The sequence below is a fragment of the Oceanobacillus sp. FSL K6-0251 genome (assembly GCF_038004725.1).
In the GTDB taxonomy this organism is placed as follows: domain Bacteria; phylum Bacillota; class Bacilli; order Bacillales; family Amphibacillaceae; genus Oceanobacillus; species Oceanobacillus oncorhynchi.
In genome coordinates this window covers 248,392-272,505 of record NZ_JBBORS010000001.1, presented here as the reverse complement: position 1 = coordinate 272,505, position 24,114 = coordinate 248,392, and the positions used below count along the sequence as shown (strand labels likewise).

Sequence of the window (24,114 nt, the reverse complement as noted above, 5' to 3'; positions counted from 1 at the left end):
TGAACTGCTTTTTTACTTATCACACATACTTCTTATAGAAAAGAAAAACAGTTTATAACTTTATCACCTGGTACTAATCCGTTATAATAGATGCTAAGTTAAATGTTGAATGGAGGATACGTATGACAAAATTATTAGAAGGTAAAAACATTGTTGTAATGGGCGTCGCTAACGAAAGAAGTATTGCTTGGGGTATTACAAAATCTCTACATAATGCCGGAGCGAACCTTATTTTCACCAATAGACAGGAAAGATCCTACAAAAAATTAGTAAAACTTTTAGAGAAGCATGAAATTGAACCAAAAGCAATCATCTCTTGCGATGTTGAATCCGATGAAAGTATTCAGGGAGCCTTTCATGAAATAAAAGAAAAAATCGGCGTGATTCACGGCTTGGTTCACTCTGTTGCCTTTGCTAAACGGGAAGACCTGCAGGGTGAATTTGTCACTACTTCCCGCGATGGTTTCCTGCTTGCTCAAGAAATCAGCGCTTATTCCTTAGTAACCATAACAAATGCTGCGAAGGAACTGATGACTGAAGGCGGTTCGATCGTGACACAAACTTACATCGGAGCAGAACAAGTCGTTCCTGGCTATAACGTGATGGGTGTTGCTAAAGCTTCTCTGGAAGCAAGCGTCCGCTACCTAGCTGAAGATGTGGGCAAAGATGGCATTCGTGTGAACGCTGTGTCAGCCGGCCCAATCCGTACACTCTCTGCAAAAGGAGTAGCTAATTTCAACGAAAAATCTCAAGTTGTGGAAGAAAAAGCTCCGCTGCGCCGCAACATCGATCAAGACGAAGTTGGAGATGCAACATTATTCCTTCTTAGCGAACTGGCACGTGGAATCACCGGCGAAGTATTGCATGTAGATGCCGGATTCAATATTATTGGCGGCTAATCTCTCAAAAACTGTCTCTCTTCATTATTTAAGAAGAGACAGTTTTTTTATTGGCTAAATCCATGTTCTCTACTACGTTTAATCACTTTTTATTGCGGGAACAAGTAGTAATGGATATTCAAAAAGGCTGATAACGTATTATTGAATATTCTTTATTGAAAAACAAGCAAAGGGGTGGAGAAAATGTATAACTATATACAGCATTATATTAACGGTCAGTGGGTTGATTCCACTGGAAACGAAACAATTGATGTAATCAACCCTGCAACCGAAGAAAAAATTGGTGAAATCAGCTCTGGTACCAAAGAGGATCTTGATAAAGCAGTTCAAGCTGCACGGGATGCTTTCCCGGCGTTTTCACAAACAACCAAAGAAGAACGTGCTGATTTATTAGACCGAATCGCAGATGAATATGAAAAACGAAAAGATCAATTTATTGAAGTTATCATGGCAGAGCTTGGCTCTCCAGTAACATTTACAACCAACGTACAATATCAGATGGGATTAAATCATTTCCGGACAGCGGCAAAACTGGTACGTGATTTTGACTTTACTGAAAACCGGGAAAACTCCTTTATCCAAAAGGATGCGATTGGCGTCGCTGGTTTAATCACGCCTTGGAATTTCCCGACAAATCAGGCGTCCACAAAGCTGGCTAGTGCGTTTGCAGCGGGCAGCACCGTCGTATTAAAACCATCAACAGAAACACCTTTCGCGGCTGTCTTATTAAAAGAAGTGTTCGAAGCTGCCGGTGTTCCAAAAGGCGTATTCAATCTGGTAAACGGAACAGGCTCTACCATCGGTAACGGCATCAGCTCTCATCCAGATATCGACTTTGTATCCTTTACAGGATCCGGCGGCGTAGGTACGAAAATTATGGAAAACGCCGCTCAAGATATTAAAAAGGTTTCCTTAGAGCTTGGCGGCAAATCGCCAATTGTCGTATTGGATGATGCAGATGTGGATTATGCTGCAAAAACAGCTATTTCCCATATCGCTGGCAATACAGGTCAAGTATGTACAGCAGGAACGCGAGCATTGGTCCCAGAATCCATGCATGATGATTTTATCCAAGCGATTAAAAACCATATTTCCGAATATCCTGTCGGCGATCCAAAAGACGAGTCTACTTTCACCGGACCACAGGTATCGGAGGATCAATGGAAAACCGTTCAAGACTATATCCAAAAAGGAATCGACAGTAACGCAACTCTAGTTACCGGCGGAACAGGTAAACCAGAAGGCTTGGAAACCGGATATTATTCTAAACTGACTGTATTTACTAATGTAAAACCTGAAGATACGATTGCCCAGGAAGAGATTTTCGGTCCTGTACTTTCCGTTATCACCTATAACGATTTAGATGAAGCAATTGAAATTGCCAATGGTACAATTTATGGGTTAGCAGGCTATGTTGTCGGTAATGATCCGGAGGCGCTGACCAAAACAGCAAAAAGCCTTCGCTCCGGCAGAATTGTAGTCAATAATGAACAAGCTGACTTTACCGCTCCATTTGGCGGTTTCGACCAGTCTGGTATTGGACGCGAATGGGGAGATTACGGCATCGAAGAATTCTTAGAACCAAAAACGATTGTCGGCTTACCTTAATAAATACCACATCCATTGTCAGCAGCAAATGAGCTGCTGACAATTTTTTTGTAAAAAACTCCTTGACAACCCCTCTAAAAACCTGTAAATTTTAAATCGTAACGATTACGAATAATAAGAATTACAGGTTCATTGTTTGTTTTTTACGAAGCAAACCATAATAGTAAGGATTACTTATTTTTCTTTTTTATAAGAAATTCAAACGCACTATATAAATTAATGGAGGTTCAATTCAATGAAAAAACGGGTCATTCTCTTTTTCGGTTTATTCCTTCTTTTCCTTGCAGGCTGTCAATCCGCAGAGGACAGTCAGGATGGAGATCAGGAACAGCTTGAAATTTCTACTACTATTTTCGCATTAGAAGATTTTATTTCCAAAATCGGCGGCGATTATGTCGATGTAGAAAGCATCTACCCGCCAAATGCGGATGCACACACATACGAACCAAGCTCACGTGAGATGGTCGATTTAGCTAAGAAGGATTTATTTATTTATTCCGGTGTCGGCATGGAGCCTTTTGCTTCCAAAGCGGAGGATATTTTAGAAGGAGAAAATGTAGAGGTTTCTGCCATCGGTGAAGATATCCCTCTTCGCGGAGAAGCGGAGCACGCTCATGAGAATGAAGAAGAACATTACAACGAGGAAGAAGCAGAGGACAACGGCGACATTATCATTGACGGCATCAATGACCATTACCACAGCGGCGATACAGCTTCCATAGAAGCAGAAGCAAATGTCGATGAAGACATCGCGGAATGGAACTGGTATTTCCGCACAGAGGGTTCAGAGGAATGGGAATTGGATGAAGAAGCGGACGATGCTTCCTTTGAAACACAAATCAACGATACGTTAGAAGTAAAACTGGAGCTTGAAGATGCAGATGGAGAAGTAATTGCCGAATCAGGCGTCGTTGAATTATTGATCGATAATCATGACGGCGAAAGCGGTGTGGGTGATCCGCATGTTTTCCTTGACCCTGTCATCAGCATTCAATTAGCTGAAAATATTACCGATCTTCTTATCGAAAAAATGCCAGAACATGAAGCATATTTCACGGAGAACTTAGAGGAATTAGAAGGACAATTGGAACAGGTGGATCAGGAATTAGCACAAACGATTGAGAACGCAGACCATCCGCAAATGATTGTCTCCCATGCAGCATATGGCTATTGGGAAGATCGATACGGCTTAGAACAAATCAGCATCCATGGACTCTCCTCTTCGCAGGAGCCTTCTCAGTCTGCTTTGGTGGAAATAGTGGATACTGCCCGCGAATATGATTTAAAGTATGTTGTCTTTGAACGAAATATCAGCAGCAGAATTAGTGAAATTATCCAAGACGAAATTGGCGCTGACAGTGCTGTACTGAGCAATATGGAGACTATTACCGAAGAGGATATAGAAAACGGCGAAGATTACTTCAGTCTAATGGAAAAAAATATTGAAACGTTAAAAACCGTACTAAATGATTAAAAAGAAGCTTTCAGCCAGATATGATTTATCAGGTTGAAAGCTCCTTTTTTGTTCTATTATTCAGAAACCGGATAAGCATAGGCAACAAAACGATCCGGCGCACTGCCCACAAAGTGGAATGGATAACAGGTAGTGACAACTAATACCTCTTCCCCCATCTCACCGATGACAGAAGTGTCATCCTCAGGCACAATTTCCGTTTCTCTTATTTCATACGTATACTCACCATAAGGCATCTGCACCACAAATGTATCCCCTATCTCCAATTCACCAAAATCACGAAAAACCGTATCCCGATGCCCGGATAAGAGGATTTGCTCCCCCTGCCCAGGAAAAACGGAATTGGATAAGTGTCCGACTCCTTTTTGCAATGAATCTGGGTCTGTCCCCTCCACAATAGGCAACGTTTTTCCCAATTTAGGTATCTCTAATGTAGCAAATGCTTCGTCCTGGTCCGCATCGAACGCTTCTATTGATTTTTCTGTATCCTCCCCGCCTGCTTCACCCTGCTCATTGGCGCCTTGTTTGATTCTTTCCTCCGCCTGAATCAAAGACTGCTTTTGCGATTGTTCGTGTCCTATAATTTGATAGCCAAAAACACCAATACAAATGACACCTGCTATTATAAAAAGGATTCCTACCCGTTTCATTGAAGCCGCTCCTTCATCAACCAAAATATGTATCTCCAACACTGAATCTATAACAATTATACTATACTTTCGCTTTTCTATCCAAACCTCGCCAGAAGTTATTTTTCACCGTTTTCATATGTTATAATTAATTTCTAAAATAGAAATAAAGAGGTGCGCAATGAATACCGGTCAACGAATCATTCAATTACGGTCGCAACGAAATTGGACACAAAAAGAGCTGGCTAAACAAGTAAATATGAACGTCAGTGTCATGAATCGGATCGAATCTGGCGAACGCCCAATTAAAGGAGAAGAATTAACCGCTATTGCCGATACATTGAAGGTTACTGCAGACTATTTATTAGGCAGAGCAGAAGAAGCTCCTTCTAGTGCAGCTGACCACGAGAATGAATTGGTCCAGCACATTCAAAAGATAAGTCCCGATGCCGAAGCGATGCTCCGTGATATGGCAGCTCTCACTCCCGAGGAAATGCAGGATGTGTATGATTATATGCTATTTAAAAAAAGCAGAAGAAAGGATTGAGAATCCTGTTTCTATCTGATTTGCCCCATGACGTTGGCACGATGATTTAAAATGCACCCAAGCTGTTGAACAGCCATTCTTTTAAACTTCTACCTGAAAGGGGTGATGTATTGCCAAAACCCGAATTCGCCTGCCCTCCGGCGAATGTACAGTTTCTTTGTAAAAGGTACAATGAAATACCTATACGATAGAGGGAAAAATACAATCATAAATGGAAACGCATTCAAAAAGTAGAAAGCGAGGATAATAATATGAGAAAACCAGTCGTTGGAATCAGCTATAAAACATATGTTAACACAATCGACAAAGCAACGGAATTAGTAAAAGCCTTAGCAGAAGTGGCCAAAAACGAAAACGAAGTAGAAAAATTCGCCTTCCCATCTTTAGGTGTCCTCTACCCAGCAGCACAAGCCTTAAAAGGGTCTGAAATTGCCTTTGGCGCACAAAATATTTCATCCTATGAAAATGGCGCTTATACCGGAGAGGTTTCAATTGAATCTATTATCGACATAGGCGCAACCTATGTGGAAATTGGCCATGCAGAAAGACAACGTATTTTCCACGAAACACTGGATATGATTCATTTGAAAACAAAACTTACGCTGGAAAAAGGACTGACCCCCGTTCTATGCATTGGTGAAGAGGAATACTTAGAGAATAAATTGGAACGTAAACAGGTGTTGAAGGAACAAATCCTTACTTCCTTTGGTGAAGTCGACGTAAAACATATTGGAAGGACCATCTTAGCTTATGAGCCAGTCTGGGCAATCGGAAAGACAGAAGCAGCCGATGCAGCATATGTGCATCAGACACATGAACTGATCCGCGAAATTGTTAAAGAAGCATATTATGCAGAAACAGCGGAAGCCATCCGTATCATTTACGGCGGCTCGGTGAGCAAAGACAATGTCTATGAAATTACCGCCCATGACGATGTAGACGGGGTTTTCATCGGCCGATTCGGACATGACCCTGCAAATTACAAACAAATTCTTCATACAGTGAAACAAGTAAAAATAAAATAAAAGCAAATGAAATAAAATAATAATTGATATAAAAAATGATTGAAACCTTCAACGTCCTCTCGTATATCTAAAATATATACTTTGAATCAAAAGAATCTTTTTCTGTAGAATTGTACACAGTCGAAAAAGATGCTTCCATAAAGTACGCAATTTTATTTTCATTTTTTATCAAATTGATTAAAAACGAAAATAAAAGTTGATAAAAGAAAATTAGAAGTATATAATGAAAGTAGATTAAATATACGAGAGGAGTTTGCAGAATGAAAATTGGTATTGGTGCAGACCATAACGGATATGAATTAAAAGAAACGTTAAAGAAATTTATTGAAGAATCAACCGATCATGAAGTGGTGGACTTCGGAGCACATTCCGGCGATGCTGTGGACTATCCTGGGGTTTCCTTCAATGTAGCAGAAGCCATCAGCGAGAAGAAAATAGAACGCGGTGTGCTTATTTGCGGAACTGGTCTCGGCGTTGCAATTGCAGCTAATAAATACCCGGGAATCCGCGCAGCGACAGCGCATGACACGTACTCTGCAGAACGCGCTCAATTAAGTAATAACGCCCAAATCATCGCAATGGGAGCCCAAGTCATCGGACCAGAGTCCGCTAAAAAAGTAGTGGAAGCCTATCTGAATGTAGCATGGTCCGGCGGATCTCAACGCAAAGTAGATCAAATCACTGACAGAGAAAGCCAATTTCTTGATCAGAACTTCAAAGATGCAGCAAAAAGTTCTTGTTAATGTTTTCGATATTATCATAAGGAAAAGCACTGTACGCAAGAAAATTCTTGTACAGTGCTTTTCCTTAAAGTATATATAAACAAAAAATTACTCGCTTTACAGCGCCGAAATCACTTGAATATTATGATTCACAAGAATCCGCTCTGTATCCGAATCGATGGAATCATTGGTAATAAGTACATCTATCTGATCTGTACTTGCAAATGGCGCACTAGAAGTCACCCCAATTTTAGAATGATCAATAACAGCCACAATTTTCTGCGCTTTCTTCACCATATGTTGTTTTAATTCAACCTCATACAAATTAAAATCGGTCATTCCATTTTCTACAGAAAACCCATTGGCAGAAGTAAAAAGAATATCAATATTAAGCTTGTTTAATAACTCCACCCCTAATGTGCCTTCCATTGTCGTAGAACCCTTCGTCACCACACCGCCAATTAAAATAACCGTAATATTCGGGTTATCCTTTAACTCCAGCGCTGTTTGAATCCCGCTCGTTACTACTGTCAGCCGGATCATTTGTTCATTAAGATAACGTGCTAACTCAAGTGCTGTCGAACTGGCATCGAGCAAGATACATTGCTTTTCTTCAATGAACTGAAAAGCTTCCTTAGCAATCAATGATTTTTCTTTACGGTTTTGTTTTTCACGCACAGAAAAACTGGTATCATAATCAACCTCGCTCTGTTGATTTAACATTGCCCCGCCATGTGTACGAGTTAAAAGACCGTTTTTCTCCATTTTGTTTAAATCTGTACGCAAGGTTGCTTCAGACACACCGATTTGCTCCGACAATTCTTTCACGGTCAGCCGCTGCTTATCATGCAAGAGTTCCATTATCTTGTTTCTTCTTTCCGTAACAAACATTTTCATTATCCGTCATCCTCGCAAAAAAAGTATCTATTCCTATTCCTGATTAGTCCATAGTTGTCTATGGTGTATTATACCATAAAATGAATGAATAAAATAATAAATGAAAGCGATTGATAATTTTACTTTAAATAATGAATTTTTTTATTAAAAGTTATGTATCCATGCTCCCTTAGCAGAAACAAAGGAAATGAAATATCCTCCATCTATCGGATTCGGTTTGCTCCCGATTCTTAATAGATGAGGATATTATGAGTTTGGCAGAACCAAAATTGGGTTCACCAAAAAATTAAATCTCTGCGGATTCTAAACAAATAAACGCTCCACTTGCGCCACAATATTATCAACACAGAATCCATATTCTTCGGTTAACTTATTTCCATTCCCAGAAGCCCCAAACGTATCTATACCAATCATTACTCCATCATTCCCAAGATAACGGTCCCAGCCAAATGAAGAGGCCATTTCAATAGCAACCCGCTTCTTCACGTTAGGCAACAAAACACTCTCTTTATACGATGCCGTTTGTGCTTCAAAACGATCCCAAGATGGCATACTTACGACAGAAGCATCTATATTTTTCTCCCGCAATACTTTTTGAGCCTCGACAGCCAGCTGAACTTCAGAACCGGTTGCCAAAAGAATAGCATCAGGCTCACCTTGAGAAGAATCACTCACCACATAAGCACCTTTCTTCACGCCTTCATAAGCACTTTCCTTTGTTCCTGGTAAAGTCGGCAGATTCTGCCTCGATAATACAATAGCTGTGGGCTGATCCGTTGATTCCACAGCAAGTCTCCATGCTGCCTGCGTTTCATTTCCATCCGCAGGTCTGATAAGAGACAAACCAGGCATTGCACGGAAAGAAGCTAGATGCTCCACTGGTTCATGAGTCGGTCCGTCTTCCCCGACCGCAATAGAATCATGTGTCCAAACATAGGTGACTGGCAATTTCATTAAAGAAGACAATCTTACTGCCGGACGTAAATAATCACTGAATACAAAGAAGGTGCCGCCAAATACGTTTAATCCGCCATGAAGGGCCATTCCATTAAGCGCTGCCGCCATTGCAAATTCACGCACTCCAAACCAAATATTTTTCCCGGCGTAATCAGCCTTTGAAAAATCAGATACATCCTTTATCGTTGTTTTATTAGATCCCGCCAAATCCGCACTGCCACCGATGAAATTAGGTACATTCTTCGCGATGGCATTTAGCACTTCTCCAGACGAGGCTCGCGTTGCCAGAGAAGAACCAGCTTCATAGACCGGGAGATTTTTATCCCAATTAGCCGGTAATTCTCCTTTCAACACTGATTGCAATTGTTTCCCCTCTTCTGGATACTTATCAGCATAAGCTTCTACCAGTTCATTCCAATCACTTTCTGCCTTGGCACCTTTTTCTGCAACTTTATTTTTAAAATCGTCATATACTTCAACGGGGACGTGAAAAGCACCATATTCCCAGTTATAGTTTTGTTTCGTAAGTTTCGCTTCCTCTTCACCAAGAGGCGCTCCATGCGAAGAAGAAGATCCTGATTTATTGGGCGACCCATACCCAATTACCGTTTTCACTTCAATTAGTGTCGGCTGTTCCGTATTTTGTTTCGCTGCTTTCATTGCTTTTCTCAAAGCATCGACATCATTTCCATCTTCCACCCGAATGACTTCCCAGCCATAGCTTTGAAAACTCTCCTGCACATTCTCTGAAAAAGATCTATCTAAATCACCATCTAGTGAAATATCATTTGAATCATACAAGACAACTAATTTCCCTAAACCAAGATGACCGGCTAAGGAGGCAGTTTCATGAGAAATTCCTTCCATTAAATCTCCGTCACCCACAAGTGCAAAGGTATGATGATCGACTACATTAAAACCTTCCTTATTATAAGTAGCAGCCAGGTGCGTTTCCGCTATCGCCATTCCAACAGCTGTCGCAATTCCTTGTCCGAGCGGGCCAGTTGTGGTTTCTACCCCATCCGTATGATGCACTTCCGGATGCCCTGGAGTTTTAGATCCATATTGACGAAAATTTTTAATATCATTTAATGATACGTCATAGCCTGATAAATGCAGCAAACTGTACAAAAGCATCGAACCATGACCAGCCGAAAGGACAAAACGGTCACGGTTAAACCATTTTGAACTTTTCGGATGATGCCTCATAAATTCCGTCCATAGCGTGTAAGCCATTGGTGCTGCCCCCATCGGCAGACCGGGATGTCCTGAATTTGCTTTTTCAATGGCATCAATGGATAATGTTCGAATTGTATTAATAGATAATTGTTCTGTTGATACGTTTGTAGTACTTGTCATTTTAAATCACCTTCTCCTTACTTTATATAAACTGCTGTTTTTAATCGCCTCAATAATATAGAGGCACTCCTTAGAAATGCCTCTATATTAACCTCGTATCTATTTATTTAATTGCTCTACCCATTCTCTCATGGATTTAAAGATGATCCATACACTTGTAGCACCAGCATCTTGATTACCAAGCGCTCTTTCCCCTAAAGATTTTGCTCTTCCAAATTTCGCAATATAATTCTTAGAATTCTCTACTCCATCAGCAGCATTTTCTTCTGCTTTTTTCAAAGCTTCTAATAGTGTTGCAGAGTCAGTTACACTCTCTTTCAACCCATTAACAGCCGGCTCCAGAGCGTCAATCATTGTTTTATCTCCTAAACTGGCTTTACCCCGCTGCTTAATCGCATCTAAGGATGCACTAAAAATTTCCGAAAGTACAGGTACATCTAATTCACTTTTAGAATCCAGATCTTTTACACCGCCAAGAAACATCGTGCCGAAAATAACGCCAGAAGCTCCTCCCATAGATTGCACCATGGACATACCCGTCTTTTTAAAAATATCATTAATCGTTGTAAATTCTTGATCTTTTAGATTTTCTTCCACTTTTTCAAAGCCTACTGACATACCAATTCCATGGTCGCCATCACCAATCGCGCTATCGACTTTGGTTAACAATGGCTTATTTTCTCTTATTTTTTCTCCTGCATAGAGAATCATTGCTTTTGTTTGCGCAGCATCCAATTTTTTTACGTCCGTTGCCGTCATTGTAAATCCCTCCAACTCCATTATTTCTTGTAGTATGGTGCATTTGCCGGGGCATCATAATATGCTTTTAATTCATCATCCAATTTCAGTAAAGAAATCGAAAATCCACCCATTTCCTGGGTTGTACAATAATTATTTACATCGATATCATGAATGCCAATTCCTTTTTCATCGAGAATTTGCGCTACTTTGCGATTAACAATAAATAATTCCATTAATGTTGTTGAACCAAGGCCATTGATTAAAACACTCACTTCATCACCCAATGTCAATTGACTTTCATCTAATAACTTTTCCATTAATTGATTGGTCAGTTCATCAGCCGGCATTAGTTTGGTCCGTTCCATCCCCGGCTCCCCGTGAATACCCATCCCTAACTCTATTTCATCATCAGCTAATGTAAACGTAGGTTCCCCAGAATCAGGAATGGTTCCAGGCGATAATGCTACCCCAATAGAGTAAGTATATTCATTCGCTTTTTGTGATACCGCTGTTACTTCTTCTAAAGAAAGACCTTTCTCAGCAGCTGCTCCTGCCACTTTAATAACGAAAATATCTCCCGCAATTCCACGGCGATCTTCTTTTCTTTCTAACGGTGCAGAAACCACATCGTCCGTCACTTTAACAGTGGTCGTCTGCACATCTTCAAATTCAAGGAGCTCTGCTGCCATATCAAAGTTAAGAACATCCCCTGCATAGTTCCCGTATATAAATAAAACCCCTTTGCCAGAGTCCACTGTTTTTGCTACCTCTTGAACCGTATTCGGCGTAGGAGCAGCAAAAACGTTTCCAATCGCAACTCCGTCAGCCAACCCATCCCCAACTACACCAAAGAAAAGAGGTTCATGACCGCTACCGCCACCAGTAACAACAGCTACTTTATCTTTTAATTCTTTTTTAACGATTCCATTTACTCCATCTATTTTTTGGAAGCTACCATGATGTGCGCGCATAATTCCTTCTAGCATTTCTTCAACTACATCACCTGGATTGTTAATGACTTTTTTCATGAGAGGAACCTCCTCGGTTATTTATGTATTGTTCTGTAGAGTTCTCTCCTTTCTCTTTAAAGGAGAGAACTCTACAAGTTATAATCGTTTTACTTATATCCGTTATTGATTAATTTCACACACAATTTTAATGATTCTTCCAGTGCGTTCGAATCCGCGATTCCCTTACCTGCAATATCAAATGCTGTCCCATGAGCTGGAGTTGTAATTACAATTGGCAGTCCTCCACTAATCGTAATTCCTTTGCTAAATCCTAATGTTTTCATTCCTATTTGAGCTTGGTCATGGTACATTGCGAGCAGAGTGTTAAATGATTCTTTTTCTAACCTAAGGAACATTGTATCTGCCGGGAATGGTCCATGAGCATCCACACCATTCTTTTTCGCTTCTTCAATTGCCGGGATGGTAATATCATTTTCTTCATCACCTAATAATCCATTATCTCCTGCATGTGGATTCAGTCCAGCAATTGCTATTTTGGGTTTAATACCCGCTTTAGAAACAATCTCATTAGCAAAATAGATACTTTCTAGTACACTTTCTTTAGTAATATTTTCTGCGACTTCTTTTAAAGGAACATGAGATGTCACACGCGTAAACCATACATCATTCATTACATTCACTTCACTAAATCCTGATTCTAATTCAAATACAGAAGCTACTAAATGAATATCATCCTTAAATTCATACCCTCCCTGATACAGGGCACTTTTATTCATAGAACCATAAGTTAAACCGTCCAACTTTCCTTCTTTTGCCAAATTAAGCGCATATACTAAATTGTCTCCTGCAGCTTTTCCTGAAGCAGCAGATAAAGTACCATATTCGACATCATTAGGATCAGTAGATTTTACATCAATAAGCCATAAGCTGCCCTTCGCAGGATCAACATCGTCTATTGTATCTACCTTTTGATACTTCATTTCATTACCCGCTACCTCAGCACCTCTTTGAAAGATTCTTTCGTCTCCTATTAAAACCCATGTTGCTTGTTCTAAAATTTCTTCCTTTATCATTGCTCTCGCAACAATTTCCGGTCCTACCCCTGCCGCATCTCCATATAATAACCCAACTCGTGGTTTACTCATTTAAACTCCTCCTCAATAAATAATTTCACATTCTTTGATGATGATATTTCTCTTGCCTTTCATTTTAATGAGAGCAAATATAAATCATTAATTTTCTTTATCTATTAGGTTAGCCCTCTTGCTCTTGATTTTTTCTCTTTTTAAATAATCCGCTAATTAATGGGAAAAACAACATTAATGCTGAAATAATCAATAAAGTTAAGCTAATAGGTCTTGTGAAGAAAATAGAAAAGTCTCCGCTAGACATCTCAACAGCTCTTCTAAATTGACTTTCCGTTAACGGACCTAACACGACACCCAGAATAATTGTCGCCAAAGGAAAACGGTATTTTTCAAGGATAAAACCAATAATCCCAAACACAACCATAATCAAAATATCAACATAACTATTCCGGACTGTGTAAGTACCAATAACACAAAACACAACAATAAGCGGACCTAAAATAGAATAAGGAACATTAACTATTTTTTGAAATATTTTTATAAATGGTTTTGATACAATCAGCATAACTAAATTCGCAATCAGCAATGCTGCAAATATGGTATACATCAATTCTGGCTCCGTACTGAATAGTGTCGGGCCCGGCTGCATTCCATGAAGAACAAAAGCACCTAATAAAACTGCTGCAGTTGCGCCGCCCGGAATCCCCAATGATAATAACGGAACAAGCGTCCCCATTGCTGCAGCATTATTTGCTGTTTCCGATGCAGCAATCCCCTTTGGATTACCTTTACCATAAGAATCTTTTTCTTTTTCTTTAGACCACCTTACCGTTTCACTGTAACTAAGCATAGAGGCGGTAGTTGCACCTATCCCCGGTAAAATGCCGACAAATATACCAATAATAGTAGATCTGGCCATTGTACCTTTTATTTTTTTAAATATTTCTATTTCAAATAACTTTGTTTTAACATTTGATATTACCTCTTGCACAGCATGGCTCTCTGTCGTTTTTTTAAGGAATTCCGATAAAGCAAAAAGTCCAATAATTACCGGAATCAAATCAATTCCTGATAATAAAGCTGAAGATCCAAAAGTATAACGCAATGTTCCTGTCAACGGATCCATACCTATTGTACTAATCATTAACCCGATTAATACTCCTATCAACCCTTTTGCCAAAGCCTTTCCACTAAGCGAAGCTACTACCGTCAATCCCATTACTGCTAAAGCAAAATACTCTGGAGCTGAAAAAGAGAGGGCTACGTTCGCCAACGCTGGGGAAATTAGCATCAAACAGAGTGTACCAATAACTCCTCCTACAACGGAGCAGAAAATTGCTATCCCCAGAGCTCTTCCAGGCTGCCCTTTCTGCGCCATAGGATAGCCGTCAAACGTGGTTACTACCGCTTCTGGAGTTCCTGGTGTTCTAAGTAAAATAGCACTAATAGCACCTGAAAATGCAGTTATTGCATATATCCCAGTAAGTAAAATAAAAGCCGAATCTGGTTCAAATGAATAAGTAACCGGAACCATTATTACCACCAGCATTGTTCCACTAACCCCCGGAATAGCTCCGCCCAAATATCCAATAAATATTGCAGCAATTAGCATAATTAGGTTTATTGGGTCAGTGACTACATTTAATAGTCCCGATATTAAATAATCCAACATTGTGTTGCCCCCTTACAACTTAGTAAAAAAACAGGCTGAGTTCTCTAAAAACACCTATACCCCTTGGTAATGGGATTTGTAATAAAACAGAAAACAGAATAACAAAAACTACCATTGTTATAATTGAAAATAAAATAGCCGTTAATTGTTTTTTTGTACCAAGTAAAAGCGTAATGCCATATAAGAACAAAACGGTAGAGAAAATAAAACCAATTACATTCAGCAATAATACATAAATAATTACTACCAATAAAGAAACAACCGGAATGGACAAATGAAATATTTTCTTTACTGGTGCTGCTTCTTCTTTAGCTATTAATTCCTCTGACTTCATTACCTTTGCTTTAATTAATGTGCTAACAATCCCGTACAGTCCCAAAAAAATCATTAAAATCAGAAGAATATATGGCCATGTCGCTGGTCCAATAATAAAAGATTGATTTGTACTCTGGATTTGAGGAGTAGAAGCAAGAAAAAAAATAGCAAAGATCATGACAATACTATAGAAAATATAGTCTTTTTTTGCTTGATTCATTTTCGTCCCACCTTTATATCGTAATGCTTAAGAAAGGAGGGTTCTTCCCTCCCTTTCTCAATTAATTTCCTTGCAATTCATCAGCAACTTCTGTATATCGTTCAATTAACTCCTCTGTCCGCTGTGTAAACTCTTCTGAATCCATCCATCCTTCACGTAAGTGCAGATAATTTTCCTCTTCATACGCTTTATATTCTTCAGAATCATAGACTTCTTTCATAGCCTCTTCTAATACACTAATAATTTCAGGGTCAGCATCGCTTTTTATATAAAAACCACGCTCATTCCCATCTGTTAAGTCCCAACCATTCTCAACCGTTGTGGGTAAATCTGGAAATTCATCTAATCTCTCTTCTGAAAAAACTACAAGAGGTTCAACTGAACCATCATCATAAAGCGCTTTTGCCGGACCGAATTCTTCAACCATTGCATCTAAATGTCCTCCAATAACTCCAGCGTGCATATCACCTGCACCTTCCATCGCTATAAAACTCAAATCTACTTCTGCTTCTTGTCCTAGAAGAAATACTGTAAATTCATCCATCCCCATAGAACCTGTTCCACCTACAGTAATTTCACCTGGGTTGTCCTCTGCAGCTTGGATAAAATCTTCAATGCTGCTATATTTATCAGGGTCTACCCAAAGCGCATATGTATCACTTTGAAAACGGGCAATTGGGGTAAAATCATCTAACCCATGCTGATTCGTACCCGCAGCTACTGTAAGCGGGAAAGCAGCATCCCCCACTAAAGTATATCCGTCTGATGGAGCATTATAAGCATTCTGAGCCGCAACAACCCCAGCTCCTCCTTCTTGGTTAACAACATTAATATTTACTCCTAAAATATCTTCTAACTCCGAAGTCACAGCACGTGCAAATAAGTCTGTTCCTCCTCCTGCACCATGCCCTACTAAAACTTCAATGTTTCTTTCCGGATAATTATTTGCCGCATTACCCTCTTCACTGTTTCCCCCGCATCCTGCCAATAACATCATCACGGATAATAAAACAAGACCTATTTTAAACTTCATAATAATCCTCCCTCATCCTTTATAAATATTGAAAATCAACTAGCGTTAAATTAAAAACCTAAAAATATTACTGTAAAACGGAAATTAGTTATCCTGGTTAACACCATCTGTAATCGGTCTCAATTTTTCCTCAACATATTTCCCAACATTTAAAATCACCTGATTCGGGTCTTCCGCAGCCTCTTCTGTTTCCTCTTCAATCATTATCCACCCCTGGTAACCGCTATCTTTTAAAGTCTGTACGATATAAGGGAAATCAATATCTCCAGTGCCCATTTCCTTCCACTCAAAATTATTAGAACAATCTTTAAAATGTACATGTTTGATAATAGAAAGATTCTCTTTAATAATTTCTTCTGGGCGCATTCCTCCAGCTTTTATATGACCAGCATCAGGAGTATAACTCATATATGTTTTATCTAGCAGTTCAAACAAAACATCATAGTCTTGCTTTGTTCTGAAATAAGACGTTTTTGGTGAAGCAGGATGAAAAGAAGCTTGTACTCCTTTTTCATATGCTCTTTTTCCTACGGCATTTGCACAAGCGATAATCTGCTTTTGACGCTTTAATAAATTATCTCTATTAGGACCGACACGAGACGGGAGATTCATAACTACTCCAGGAAAATTTATCAGATAATCAATATAATAGTCCGCACGTTCCTTTTCTTTTTCTGTTTCTTCATCATTTTCCCAAGTAAAAGGTACTGTTAAAGCTGCTAAATATATACCTCTTTCATCTAATGCTCTTTTTAGTTTTTCAGGATTATTTTGATATCTTCCTAACATCGCAACCTGTACGTCTACCCCTTTAAATCCTGCATCCTTCACTGTGTTCATTACATTGTCTAAATAGTCTGTCTCTTTATCGTAATCTAGTTCCCAAGTTGATGTATGACAACCAAATTTAATACTCATTTGTAACCTCCCTATTTGTATAAAGGATAAAACTTTAAAAGTGACTTGAAATCGGTTTCAAAATCCTTAGATTAATATTATCATTTATTTTCGATTTGTCAATAATATTTTTGTTTTTTTGTGATAAATTTAGTTAATATTTTTTTTCGTTGTTGATTATGTTTGTAATTATTATTTATATCATTTTCATTTTGATTATTTTCCCAATTAAACCAACGAAAAGACCTATCTTATTTAAATTTCTCTTTTTTAACAAGTTCAATTACTTAATTCTTGCTATCTTATATAACTTAGATGCAGCGCTTGAGCATACTTATTGAAGCTACTCTGATTAATTACAATAGGTGTCAGAAATTACGAAATCATCAGGTTTTCAATATGAATGATTAAATACTATCTTTAAACTCTAAAAGAGTCATCGTTTATTAGCCTTTAAAACATTATGTTAAACGAAAACATTTGAAAAAAATCAAAAACAGGAAATTCATAAATAGAATTAAGAGATGTTGAAAAATCTACTTAGAAACATTTACAACATTGAAGGCAAAACAGAACAATAATGGAAAGGTTTTATTTAACAACCACCGAGGAAAACATTTTGAGGGTTTCATTGTCTCATGGAAAAATCTATTACTTACGCACATAAAAAAGGGGTGTCAGTATATGTAGTTCCCTAACTGAATACCCCTCATAGTTTATTCTTTATCAACAAGATAAAGTGAAATACTCTCTAATAGATCATCGCAGCTATCTGCATGAACTCTTAATTTTAAAGGTTCTGTCAAATCCAGGCTGAATATCCCCATAATGGATTTTGCACTTAATATATATGTGTCAGAAATAACCTCTGCCTTGTATTCAAACCCAGATACTCTTTCTACAAAATCTTTAACGTCATTAATTTTATCTAATTTAACATAACGCTCAACCATCAAACTCCTCCTCCAATACTTTTCTTTATCATCTAGCTCTTCTATAATAGATTATAATGCATTTATTCTATCAAGATATATACTATTTATTTTCTCATTCATCCCGTATTTTGTAAACTTTTTTCAAACCTGTTGTATCTATCTGCATAGATAATAATTAAGTAAGTCAAGATAATTACTGCATTTAAGGAGGCGTTCCTTTGAACCATGGTCTAATTCATCATATTGAAATTTATGTTACTAATTTAAATAAAACGATTCATTTTTGGGACTGGTTTTTAAGCGAGCTGGGATATACACCTTTTCAAAATTGGGACGGCGGGCAAAGCTGGAAACTGGGAGAAACGTATCTCGTTTTTGTACAAGCGGAAGAAAGATTTCTGGATATTCCTTATCATCGATGCCGAGTTGGCTTAAATCACTTAGCCTTCCATGCAGATTCCCGGAGATTTGTAGATGACATGACGAAAAGGCTCCAGCAAAGAGGGGTATCTATTCTTTATGCTGACCAACATCCATTTGCGGGCGGAGACAATCATTATGCCGTTTATTTTGAAGATCCGGATAGAATAAAAGTAGAGCTGGTTGCACCTTAATATCAGCTATTTGTTGTACAACGAATGTAGTATAGTTTAATGCCTATATAAAAAAGCAAATCCTATTTTCAATGGATTTGCTTTTTTATATAGGCATTTTCAATTTTGAAAAAGGTAGAGAATTTAAAATGGATTACACATGTTTTATTTACTCTTTTCCTCTATCGGATGCTAGCCTGAGGGAAGAAGACTCATTAGCTACATAATGCTTTTATTTCTACTTTTTGAGCTTTTTAAATTCAATTATTAACTATATTAAATTTAATTTTTTCTAACATCATATGTTGTTTAAACTACTTTGATTTCCTATGATCTAAGCGTTCCAAACTAAGACTGTACTCTTGAAAATTCTTTGCTAAATTCCTACCACCCTATACTTCCAATACATAAACTTCTAACTAAAATTCGAAAGCAACATGTAATACAGAGATAGACGCAGTAAAAGGCTGCTCTTTTACAGAAACCTATGTTTAATCCGCTTTTAACAACTTATTTATGCAGAAACAACTATTTTTAGCGTTTGAATTAAAAACCTAATAAGTATAGCATTGATTCTGCCGGCTCATAACAAACTCTGTGTATTATAAAGTAATTGGTAACGTTATTAGAAAAGCAGTACATAAAATTGGAGGGTATTTTTACATATGATGAAATTTAAGAAATTCACTTGGAAAAGTCTCGGTATAATTACTGGTTTATCTTTATCACTCATTGTTGCAGGCTGCAATTCCAATGATGGGGACGTACACGCTGAAGCAAATATTAGTGACGAACTAGATTATACAATCACTGGAACAGAACCTGGTGCCGGGCAAACTCTAAAAAATGAAGAAGTTTTAGATTCCTACAATAATCTTGCTGGTTGGGAGCAGGAGCTGTCTTCCGCAGGAGCAATGTTAACGCAATTAAGTGATGCTATTGAAAATGAAGAACCAATCGTTTTCAGTGCTTGGTCTCCTCACTATAAGTTTGCTCAGTGGGATTTAAAATACTTAGATGATCCACAGGGAATCCATGGAGATGAAGAACAAATCACAACGATAGCAAGAGAGGGCCTGAAGGATGAAATGCCTGAAGCTTATACAATTCTTGATCGTATCGAGTTAGAGCTTCCAGACGTAGAAGAAGCGCTATTAGAAGCTCAAGAAAAGGATTTTGAAACAGTAGCGCAGGACTGGGCAGATGCTAATCAGGAAATTGTTACAGAGTGGACAGATGGCGTAGATTCTGTAGATGGCACTTCCATTGAGTTGGCTCTTTTACCCTGGGATGATGCTATTTTCACAGCAAATGTTGCTAAAATTGCATTAGAACAACAAGGGTTTCAGGTAACATTGACACAAGTTGACCCAGCTATTATGTTTGAATCCATCGCTACTGGAAGTGCTGATGCATCCTTAGCTGTATGGATGCCCGTGACACATGCCGAATTATATGAGCAATACGAAAGCGATTTTGATGATTTGGGACCAAACTTAGATGGTGCTAAGACTGGTTTGGCAGTACCAGCTTATATGGATATTGATTCACTTGAGGATTTAGAACCAAAGGATTAATTCTTAGCTCTAATCATTGCTATATAATTAAAAGGTTTCCATTCAATAAATATATCTATTGAATGGAAACCTTTTTTAAGTCTGATATCCACACATCTACATGAGAATCTTTTATTCCTAATAACTCTGTGATAAAATGATGATGCACTCTTTTCCTCTCCCATTCCTTTTGTCTCGACAACTCAAGGGTATCAGAGAGAGGAAAAGGAGTGTATTTTTTTGCCTTCTTTCCATCTGACGATGGAACGGAGGACACCACCACATTCAGTATAGAGCCTTATAAACACAAAAAAACGCCCTACCCTTTATAGGATAAGCGTTTAACACTAAGCTTCCAAGCGGACTCGAACCGCTGACCCCCACCTTACCATGGTGGTGCTCTACCAGCTGAGCTATGGAAGCAAAAGGCTCCACAGGTAGGATTCGAACCTACGACCGATCGGTTAACAGCCGATTGCTCTACCACTGAGCTACTGTGGAATATAAATTAAATATGTAAAAAAATAAGCCTGGCGGCGTCCTACTCTCGCAGGGGGAAGCCCCCAACTACCATCGGCGCTGAAGAACTTAACTTCTGTGTTCGGCATGGGAACAGGTGTGACCTCTTCGCTCTCGCCACCAGACTTGTTCATTTATCTTGTACAGGGATTTGCACCCTGAAAACTAAATAAGAGTAACGCGACATGAAAAAACTTAGATAAGTCCTCAATCGATTAGTATCCGTCAGCTGCACGTGTCGCCACGCTTCCACCTCGGACCTATCAACCTCATCGTCTCTGAGGGATTTTACTCACTTCAAGTGATGGGAAGTTTCATCTTGAGGGGGGCTTCATGCTTAGATGCTTTCAGCACTTATCCTTACCACACGTAGCTACCCAGCTATGCTCCTGGCGGAACAACTGGTACACCAGCGGTGTGTCCATCCCGGTCCTCTCGTACTAAGGACAGCTCCTCTCAAACTTCCAACGCCCACGACGGATAGGGACCGAACTGTCTCACGACGTTCTGAACCCAGCTCGCGTACCGCTTTAATGGGCGAACAGCCCAACCCTTGGGACCGACTACAGCCCCAGGATGCGATGAGCCGACATCGAGGTGCCAAACCTCCCCGTCGATGTGAACTCTTGGGGGAGATAAGCCTGTTATCCCCGGGGTAGCTTTTATCCGTTGAGCGATGGCCCTTCCATGCGGAACCACCGGATCACTAAGCCCGACTTTCGTCCCTGCTCGACTTGTAGGTCTCGCAGTCAAGCTCCCTTCTGCCTTTACACTCTTCGAATGATTTCCAACCATTCTGAGGGAACCTTTGGGCGCCTCCGTTACCTTTTAGGAGGCGACCGCCCCAGTCAAACTGCCCGCCTGACACTGTCTCCGAACCGGATTACGGTCCTGGGTTAGAATGGTCATACAGTTAGGGTGGTATCCCACGGATGCCTCCACGTAAGCTGGCGCTCACGCTTCAAAGGCTCCCACCTATCCTGTACAAACTGCACAAACATTCCATATCAGGCTACAGTAAAGCTCCACGGGGTCTTTCCGTCCTGTCGCGGGTAATGCGCATCTTCACGCATAGTATAATTTCACCGGGTCTCTCGTTGAGACAGTGCCCAAGTCGTTGCACCTTTCGTGCGGGTCGGAACTTACCCGACAAGGAATTTCGCTACCTTAGGACCGTTATAGTTACGGCCGCCGTTTACTGGGGCTTCGGTTCAAAGCTTCGCTCCGAAGAGCTAACTCTTCCCCTTAACCTTCCAGCACCGGGCAGGTGTCAGCCCCTATACTTCGCCTTTCGGCTTCGCAGAGACCTGTGTTTTTGCTAAACAGTCGCTTGGGCCTATTCACTGCGGCTCACTCACAAGTGAGCACCCCTTCTCCCGAAGTTACGGGGTCATTTTGCCGAGTTCCTTAACGAGAGTTCTCCCGCTCACCTTAGGATTCTCTCCTCGCCTACCTGTGTCGGTTTGCGGTACGGGCACCTATAATCTAACTAGAGGCTTTTCTTGGCAGTGTGAAATCAGGAACTTCGGTACTCTATTTCCCTCCCCGTCACAGCTCAGAATCATGTCAGACGGATTTGCCTATCTGACTTCCTCGCATGCTTGGACGCACATCCATCGGTGCGCACTCCTTATCCTCCTGCGTCCCCCCATTGCTCAAACAATCATGAGGTGGTACAGGAATATCAACCTGTTGTCCATCGCCTACGCCTGTCGGCCTCGGCTTAGGTCCCGACTAACCCTGAGAGGACGAGCCTTCCTCAGGAAACCTTAGGCATTCGGTGAAAGAGATTCTCACTCTTTTTTCGCTACTCATACCGGCATTCTCACTTCAAAGCGCTCCACCAGTCCTCACGGTCTGACTTCGCAGCACTTTGAACGCTCTCCTACCATTGTTCGTAAGAACAATCCGCAGCTTCGGTGATACGTTTAGCCCCGGTACATTTTCGGCGCAGCGTCACTCGACCAGTGAGCTATTACGCACTCTTTCAATGATGGCTGCTTCTAAGCCAACATCCTGGTTGTCTGTGCAACGCCACATCCTTTTCCACTTAACGTATACTTTGGGACCTTAGCTGGCGGTCTGGGCTGTTTCCCTTTCGACTATGAACCTTATCACCCATAGTCTGACTCCCAAGCGTAAGTAACTGGCATTCGGAGTTTGACTGAATTCGGTAACCCGGTAGGGGCCCCTAGTCCAATCAGTGCTCTACCTCCAGTACTCTCTATCTTGAGGCTAGCCCTAAAGCTATTTCGGAGAGAACCAGCTATCTCTGTGTTCGATTGGAATTTCACCGCTACCCACACCTCATCCCCGCATTTTTCAACATACGTGGGTTCGGGCCTCCAGTCAGTGTTACCTGACCTTCACCCTGGACATGGGTAGATCACACAGTTTCGGGTCTACGACCGCATACTCATTCGCCCTGTTCAGACTCGCTTTCGCTACGGCTCCGTGTCTTCCACTTAACCTTGCATACGATCGTAACTCGCCGGTCCATTCTACAAAAGGTACGCCGTCACCCATTAACGGGCTTCGACTACTTGTAGGCACACGATTTCAGGTTCTATTTCACTCCCCTCCCGGGGTGCTTTTCACCTTTCCCTCACGGTACTGGTTCACTATCGGTCACTAGGGAGTATTTAGCCTTGGGAGATGGTCCTCCCGGATTCCGACGGAATTCCACGTGTTCCGCCGTACTCAGGATACACTCCGGAGGAAATTCCTTTTCGATTACAGGGCTGTTACCTTCTTTGGCTGACCTTTCCAGGTCGATTCATCTAAAGAATTTCTTTGTCACTCCAATGGAATGTCCTACAACCCCAAGAAGCAAGCTTCTTGGTTTGGGCTCTTTCCGTTTCGCTCGCCGCTACTCAGGAAATCGATGTTTCTTTCTCTTCCTCCAGGTACTGAGATGTTTCAGTTCCCCGGGTCTGCCTCACCTACCCTATGTATTCAGATAGATGTACTGTTCCATTACGAACAGTGGGTTCCCCCATTCGGAAATCCTCGGATATCATGTTTACTTACAACTCCCCGAGGCATATCGGTGTTAGTCCCGTCCTTCATCGGCTCCTAGTGCCAAGGCATCCACCGTGCGCCCTTATTCACTTAACTAAAGTTTTTGAATAAGATGGCTGATTACAGAATGTAATCAGTTGTGTCGCTATATCAATAGCTTTTTTGCCTTATTTTTAAAGTTTGATGTCGTTGTTACTCTTATTTAGTTTTCAAGGTACAAAAATGGAGCCTAGCGGGATCGAACCGCTGACCTCCTGCGTGCAAGGCAGGCGCTCTCCCAGCTGAGCTAAGGCCCCATAAATATAATATAATTAGATGGTGGGCCTGAGTGGACTCGAACCACCGACCTCACGCTTATCAGGCGTGCGCTCTAACCAGCTGAGCTACAGGCCCATCTAAATATGATAGAGAATTGCTCTCTCAAAACTGAACCAAA

Annotated in this window: 19 protein-coding genes, 4 tRNA genes and 2 rRNA genes; 8 read left to right on the top strand and 17 right to left on the bottom strand. The window is 40.3% G+C overall.

What is annotated here, in order from left to right; all coding sequences use genetic code 11:
* Positions 1-122: 122 nt before the first annotated feature.
* The 3 genes from fabI (at position 123) to MKY45_RS01425 (ending at position 3,981) form a co-directional block, all read left to right on the top strand.
* Positions 123-899 (top strand): enoyl-ACP reductase FabI, encoded by a 777-nt coding sequence (gene fabI / locus MKY45_RS01435; RefSeq protein ID WP_042531039.1) that lies wholly within the window; start codon positions 123-125, stop codon positions 897-899.
* 183 nt (positions 900-1,082) lie between these two features.
* Positions 1,083-2,507: an aldehyde dehydrogenase family protein gene (locus MKY45_RS01430; RefSeq protein ID WP_042531037.1), complete on the top strand. Its 1,425-nt coding sequence runs from the start codon at positions 1,083-1,085 to the stop codon at positions 2,505-2,507.
* Between the two features lie 235 nt (positions 2,508-2,742).
* The gene (locus tag MKY45_RS01425; RefSeq protein WP_256705524.1) at positions 2,743-3,981 is read left to right on the top strand and encodes a metal ABC transporter solute-binding protein, Zn/Mn family; all 1,239 of its coding nucleotides are present in this window, start codon (positions 2,743-2,745) and stop codon (positions 3,979-3,981) included.
* A 56-nt stretch (positions 3,982-4,037) separates the two neighbouring features.
* On the opposite strand, the gene MKY45_RS01420 is transcribed toward MKY45_RS01425, so the two are convergent.
* Positions 4,038-4,631 carry a class D sortase gene (locus MKY45_RS01420; RefSeq protein ID WP_256705523.1) on the bottom strand — a complete coding sequence of 198 codons (594 nt, stop codon included), beginning with the start codon at positions 4,629-4,631 and terminating at the stop codon, positions 4,038-4,040.
* A gap of 160 nt (positions 4,632-4,791) precedes the next feature.
* On the opposite strand from MKY45_RS01420, the gene MKY45_RS01415 reads away from it, so the two are divergent.
* The 3 genes from MKY45_RS01415 (at position 4,792) to MKY45_RS01405 (ending at position 6,925) form a co-directional block, all read left to right on the top strand.
* A complete protein-coding gene (locus MKY45_RS01415) occupies positions 4,792-5,157 on the top strand; it encodes a helix-turn-helix domain-containing protein (RefSeq protein WP_193065333.1) in 366 nt (121 codons plus the stop codon).
* 251 nt (positions 5,158-5,408) lie between these two features.
* Positions 5,409-6,182: a triose-phosphate isomerase gene (tpiA, locus tag MKY45_RS01410; RefSeq protein WP_256705522.1), complete on the top strand. Its 774-nt coding sequence runs from the start codon at positions 5,409-5,411 to the stop codon at positions 6,180-6,182.
* A 260-nt stretch (positions 6,183-6,442) separates the two neighbouring features.
* The gene (locus MKY45_RS01405; protein WP_193065331.1) at positions 6,443-6,925 is read left to right on the top strand and encodes an RpiB/LacA/LacB family sugar-phosphate isomerase; all 483 of its coding nucleotides are present in this window, start codon (positions 6,443-6,445) and stop codon (positions 6,923-6,925) included.
* Between the two features lie 96 nt (positions 6,926-7,021).
* Here the strand turns inward: MKY45_RS01405 and MKY45_RS01400 are convergent, their stop codons facing one another.
* From MKY45_RS01400 to MKY45_RS01355, 10 genes are all read right to left on the bottom strand, one after another.
* Complete coding sequence (locus MKY45_RS01400; RefSeq protein WP_042531025.1) at positions 7,022-7,801, bottom strand: DeoR/GlpR family DNA-binding transcription regulator; 780 nt, start codon at positions 7,799-7,801, stop codon at positions 7,022-7,024.
* 303 nt (positions 7,802-8,104) lie between these two features.
* On the bottom strand, positions 8,105-10,117 hold the full coding sequence (tkt, locus tag MKY45_RS01395; protein WP_341172397.1) for a transketolase: 2,013 nt from the start codon (positions 10,115-10,117) through the stop codon (positions 8,105-8,107).
* 99 nt (positions 10,118-10,216) lie between these two features.
* Entirely contained in the window at positions 10,217-10,876 is a 660-nt protein-coding gene (dhaL, locus tag MKY45_RS01390) for a dihydroxyacetone kinase subunit DhaL (RefSeq protein WP_226895223.1), read from the bottom strand.
* A gap of 20 nt (positions 10,877-10,896) precedes the next feature.
* Entirely contained in the window at positions 10,897-11,886 is a 990-nt protein-coding gene (locus MKY45_RS01385) for a dihydroxyacetone kinase subunit DhaK (RefSeq protein WP_256705521.1), read from the bottom strand.
* Between the two features lie 89 nt (positions 11,887-11,975).
* Positions 11,976-12,974: a PdxA family dehydrogenase gene (locus MKY45_RS01380; protein WP_256705520.1), complete on the bottom strand. Its 999-nt coding sequence runs from the start codon at positions 12,972-12,974 to the stop codon at positions 11,976-11,978.
* Positions 12,975-13,083: 109 nt separating this feature from the next.
* On the bottom strand, positions 13,084-14,589 hold the full coding sequence (locus MKY45_RS01375; RefSeq protein ID WP_042531015.1) for a tripartite tricarboxylate transporter permease: 1,506 nt from the start codon (positions 14,587-14,589) through the stop codon (positions 13,084-13,086).
* Positions 14,590-14,608: 19 nt separating this feature from the next.
* The gene (locus MKY45_RS01370) at positions 14,609-15,124 is read right to left on the bottom strand and encodes a tripartite tricarboxylate transporter TctB family protein (RefSeq protein WP_052484944.1); all 516 of its coding nucleotides are present in this window, start codon (positions 15,122-15,124) and stop codon (positions 14,609-14,611) included.
* A gap of 61 nt (positions 15,125-15,185) precedes the next feature.
* Positions 15,186-16,157: a tripartite tricarboxylate transporter substrate binding protein gene (locus tag MKY45_RS01365; protein WP_042531013.1), complete on the bottom strand. Its 972-nt coding sequence runs from the start codon at positions 16,155-16,157 to the stop codon at positions 15,186-15,188.
* An 84-nt stretch (positions 16,158-16,241) separates the two neighbouring features.
* Positions 16,242-17,075 (bottom strand): sugar phosphate isomerase/epimerase family protein, encoded by an 834-nt coding sequence (locus MKY45_RS01360; RefSeq protein WP_256705518.1) that lies wholly within the window; start codon positions 17,073-17,075, stop codon positions 16,242-16,244.
* A gap of 695 nt (positions 17,076-17,770) precedes the next feature.
* Positions 17,771-18,007: a hypothetical protein gene (locus tag MKY45_RS01355; protein WP_042531011.1), complete on the bottom strand. Its 237-nt coding sequence runs from the start codon at positions 18,005-18,007 to the stop codon at positions 17,771-17,773.
* A gap of 200 nt (positions 18,008-18,207) precedes the next feature.
* Between MKY45_RS01355 and MKY45_RS01350 the strand changes: the two genes are divergently transcribed.
* Both MKY45_RS01350 and MKY45_RS01345 read left to right on the top strand, forming a co-directional pair.
* Entirely contained in the window at positions 18,208-18,603 is a 396-nt protein-coding gene (locus MKY45_RS01350; protein WP_042531008.1) for a VOC family protein, read from the top strand.
* Positions 18,604-19,247: 644 nt separating this feature from the next.
* Positions 19,248-20,159, top strand: coding sequence for a glycine betaine ABC transporter substrate-binding protein (locus MKY45_RS01345; protein WP_226895222.1), 912 nt, complete (start codon positions 19,248-19,250; stop codon positions 20,157-20,159).
* A gap of 329 nt (positions 20,160-20,488) precedes the next feature.
* Here MKY45_RS01345 and MKY45_RS01340 read toward each other — a convergent pair.
* From MKY45_RS01340 to MKY45_RS01315, 6 genes are all read right to left on the bottom strand, one after another.
* A tRNA-Thr gene (locus MKY45_RS01340) sits at positions 20,489-20,561 on the bottom strand.
* 6 nt (positions 20,562-20,567) lie between these two features.
* Positions 20,568-20,639 (bottom strand) — tRNA-Asn (locus MKY45_RS01335).
* 27 nt (positions 20,640-20,666) lie between these two features.
* Positions 20,667-20,782: ribosomal RNA gene (rrf, locus tag MKY45_RS01330) — 5S ribosomal RNA — on the bottom strand.
* A gap of 70 nt (positions 20,783-20,852) precedes the next feature.
* Positions 20,853-23,774 (bottom strand): 23S ribosomal RNA (locus MKY45_RS01325).
* A gap of 127 nt (positions 23,775-23,901) precedes the next feature.
* Positions 23,902-23,974, bottom strand: a tRNA-Ala gene (locus tag MKY45_RS01320).
* A 20-nt stretch (positions 23,975-23,994) separates the two neighbouring features.
* Positions 23,995-24,071, bottom strand: a tRNA-Ile gene (locus MKY45_RS01315).
* Positions 24,072-24,114: the final 43 nt, after the last annotated feature.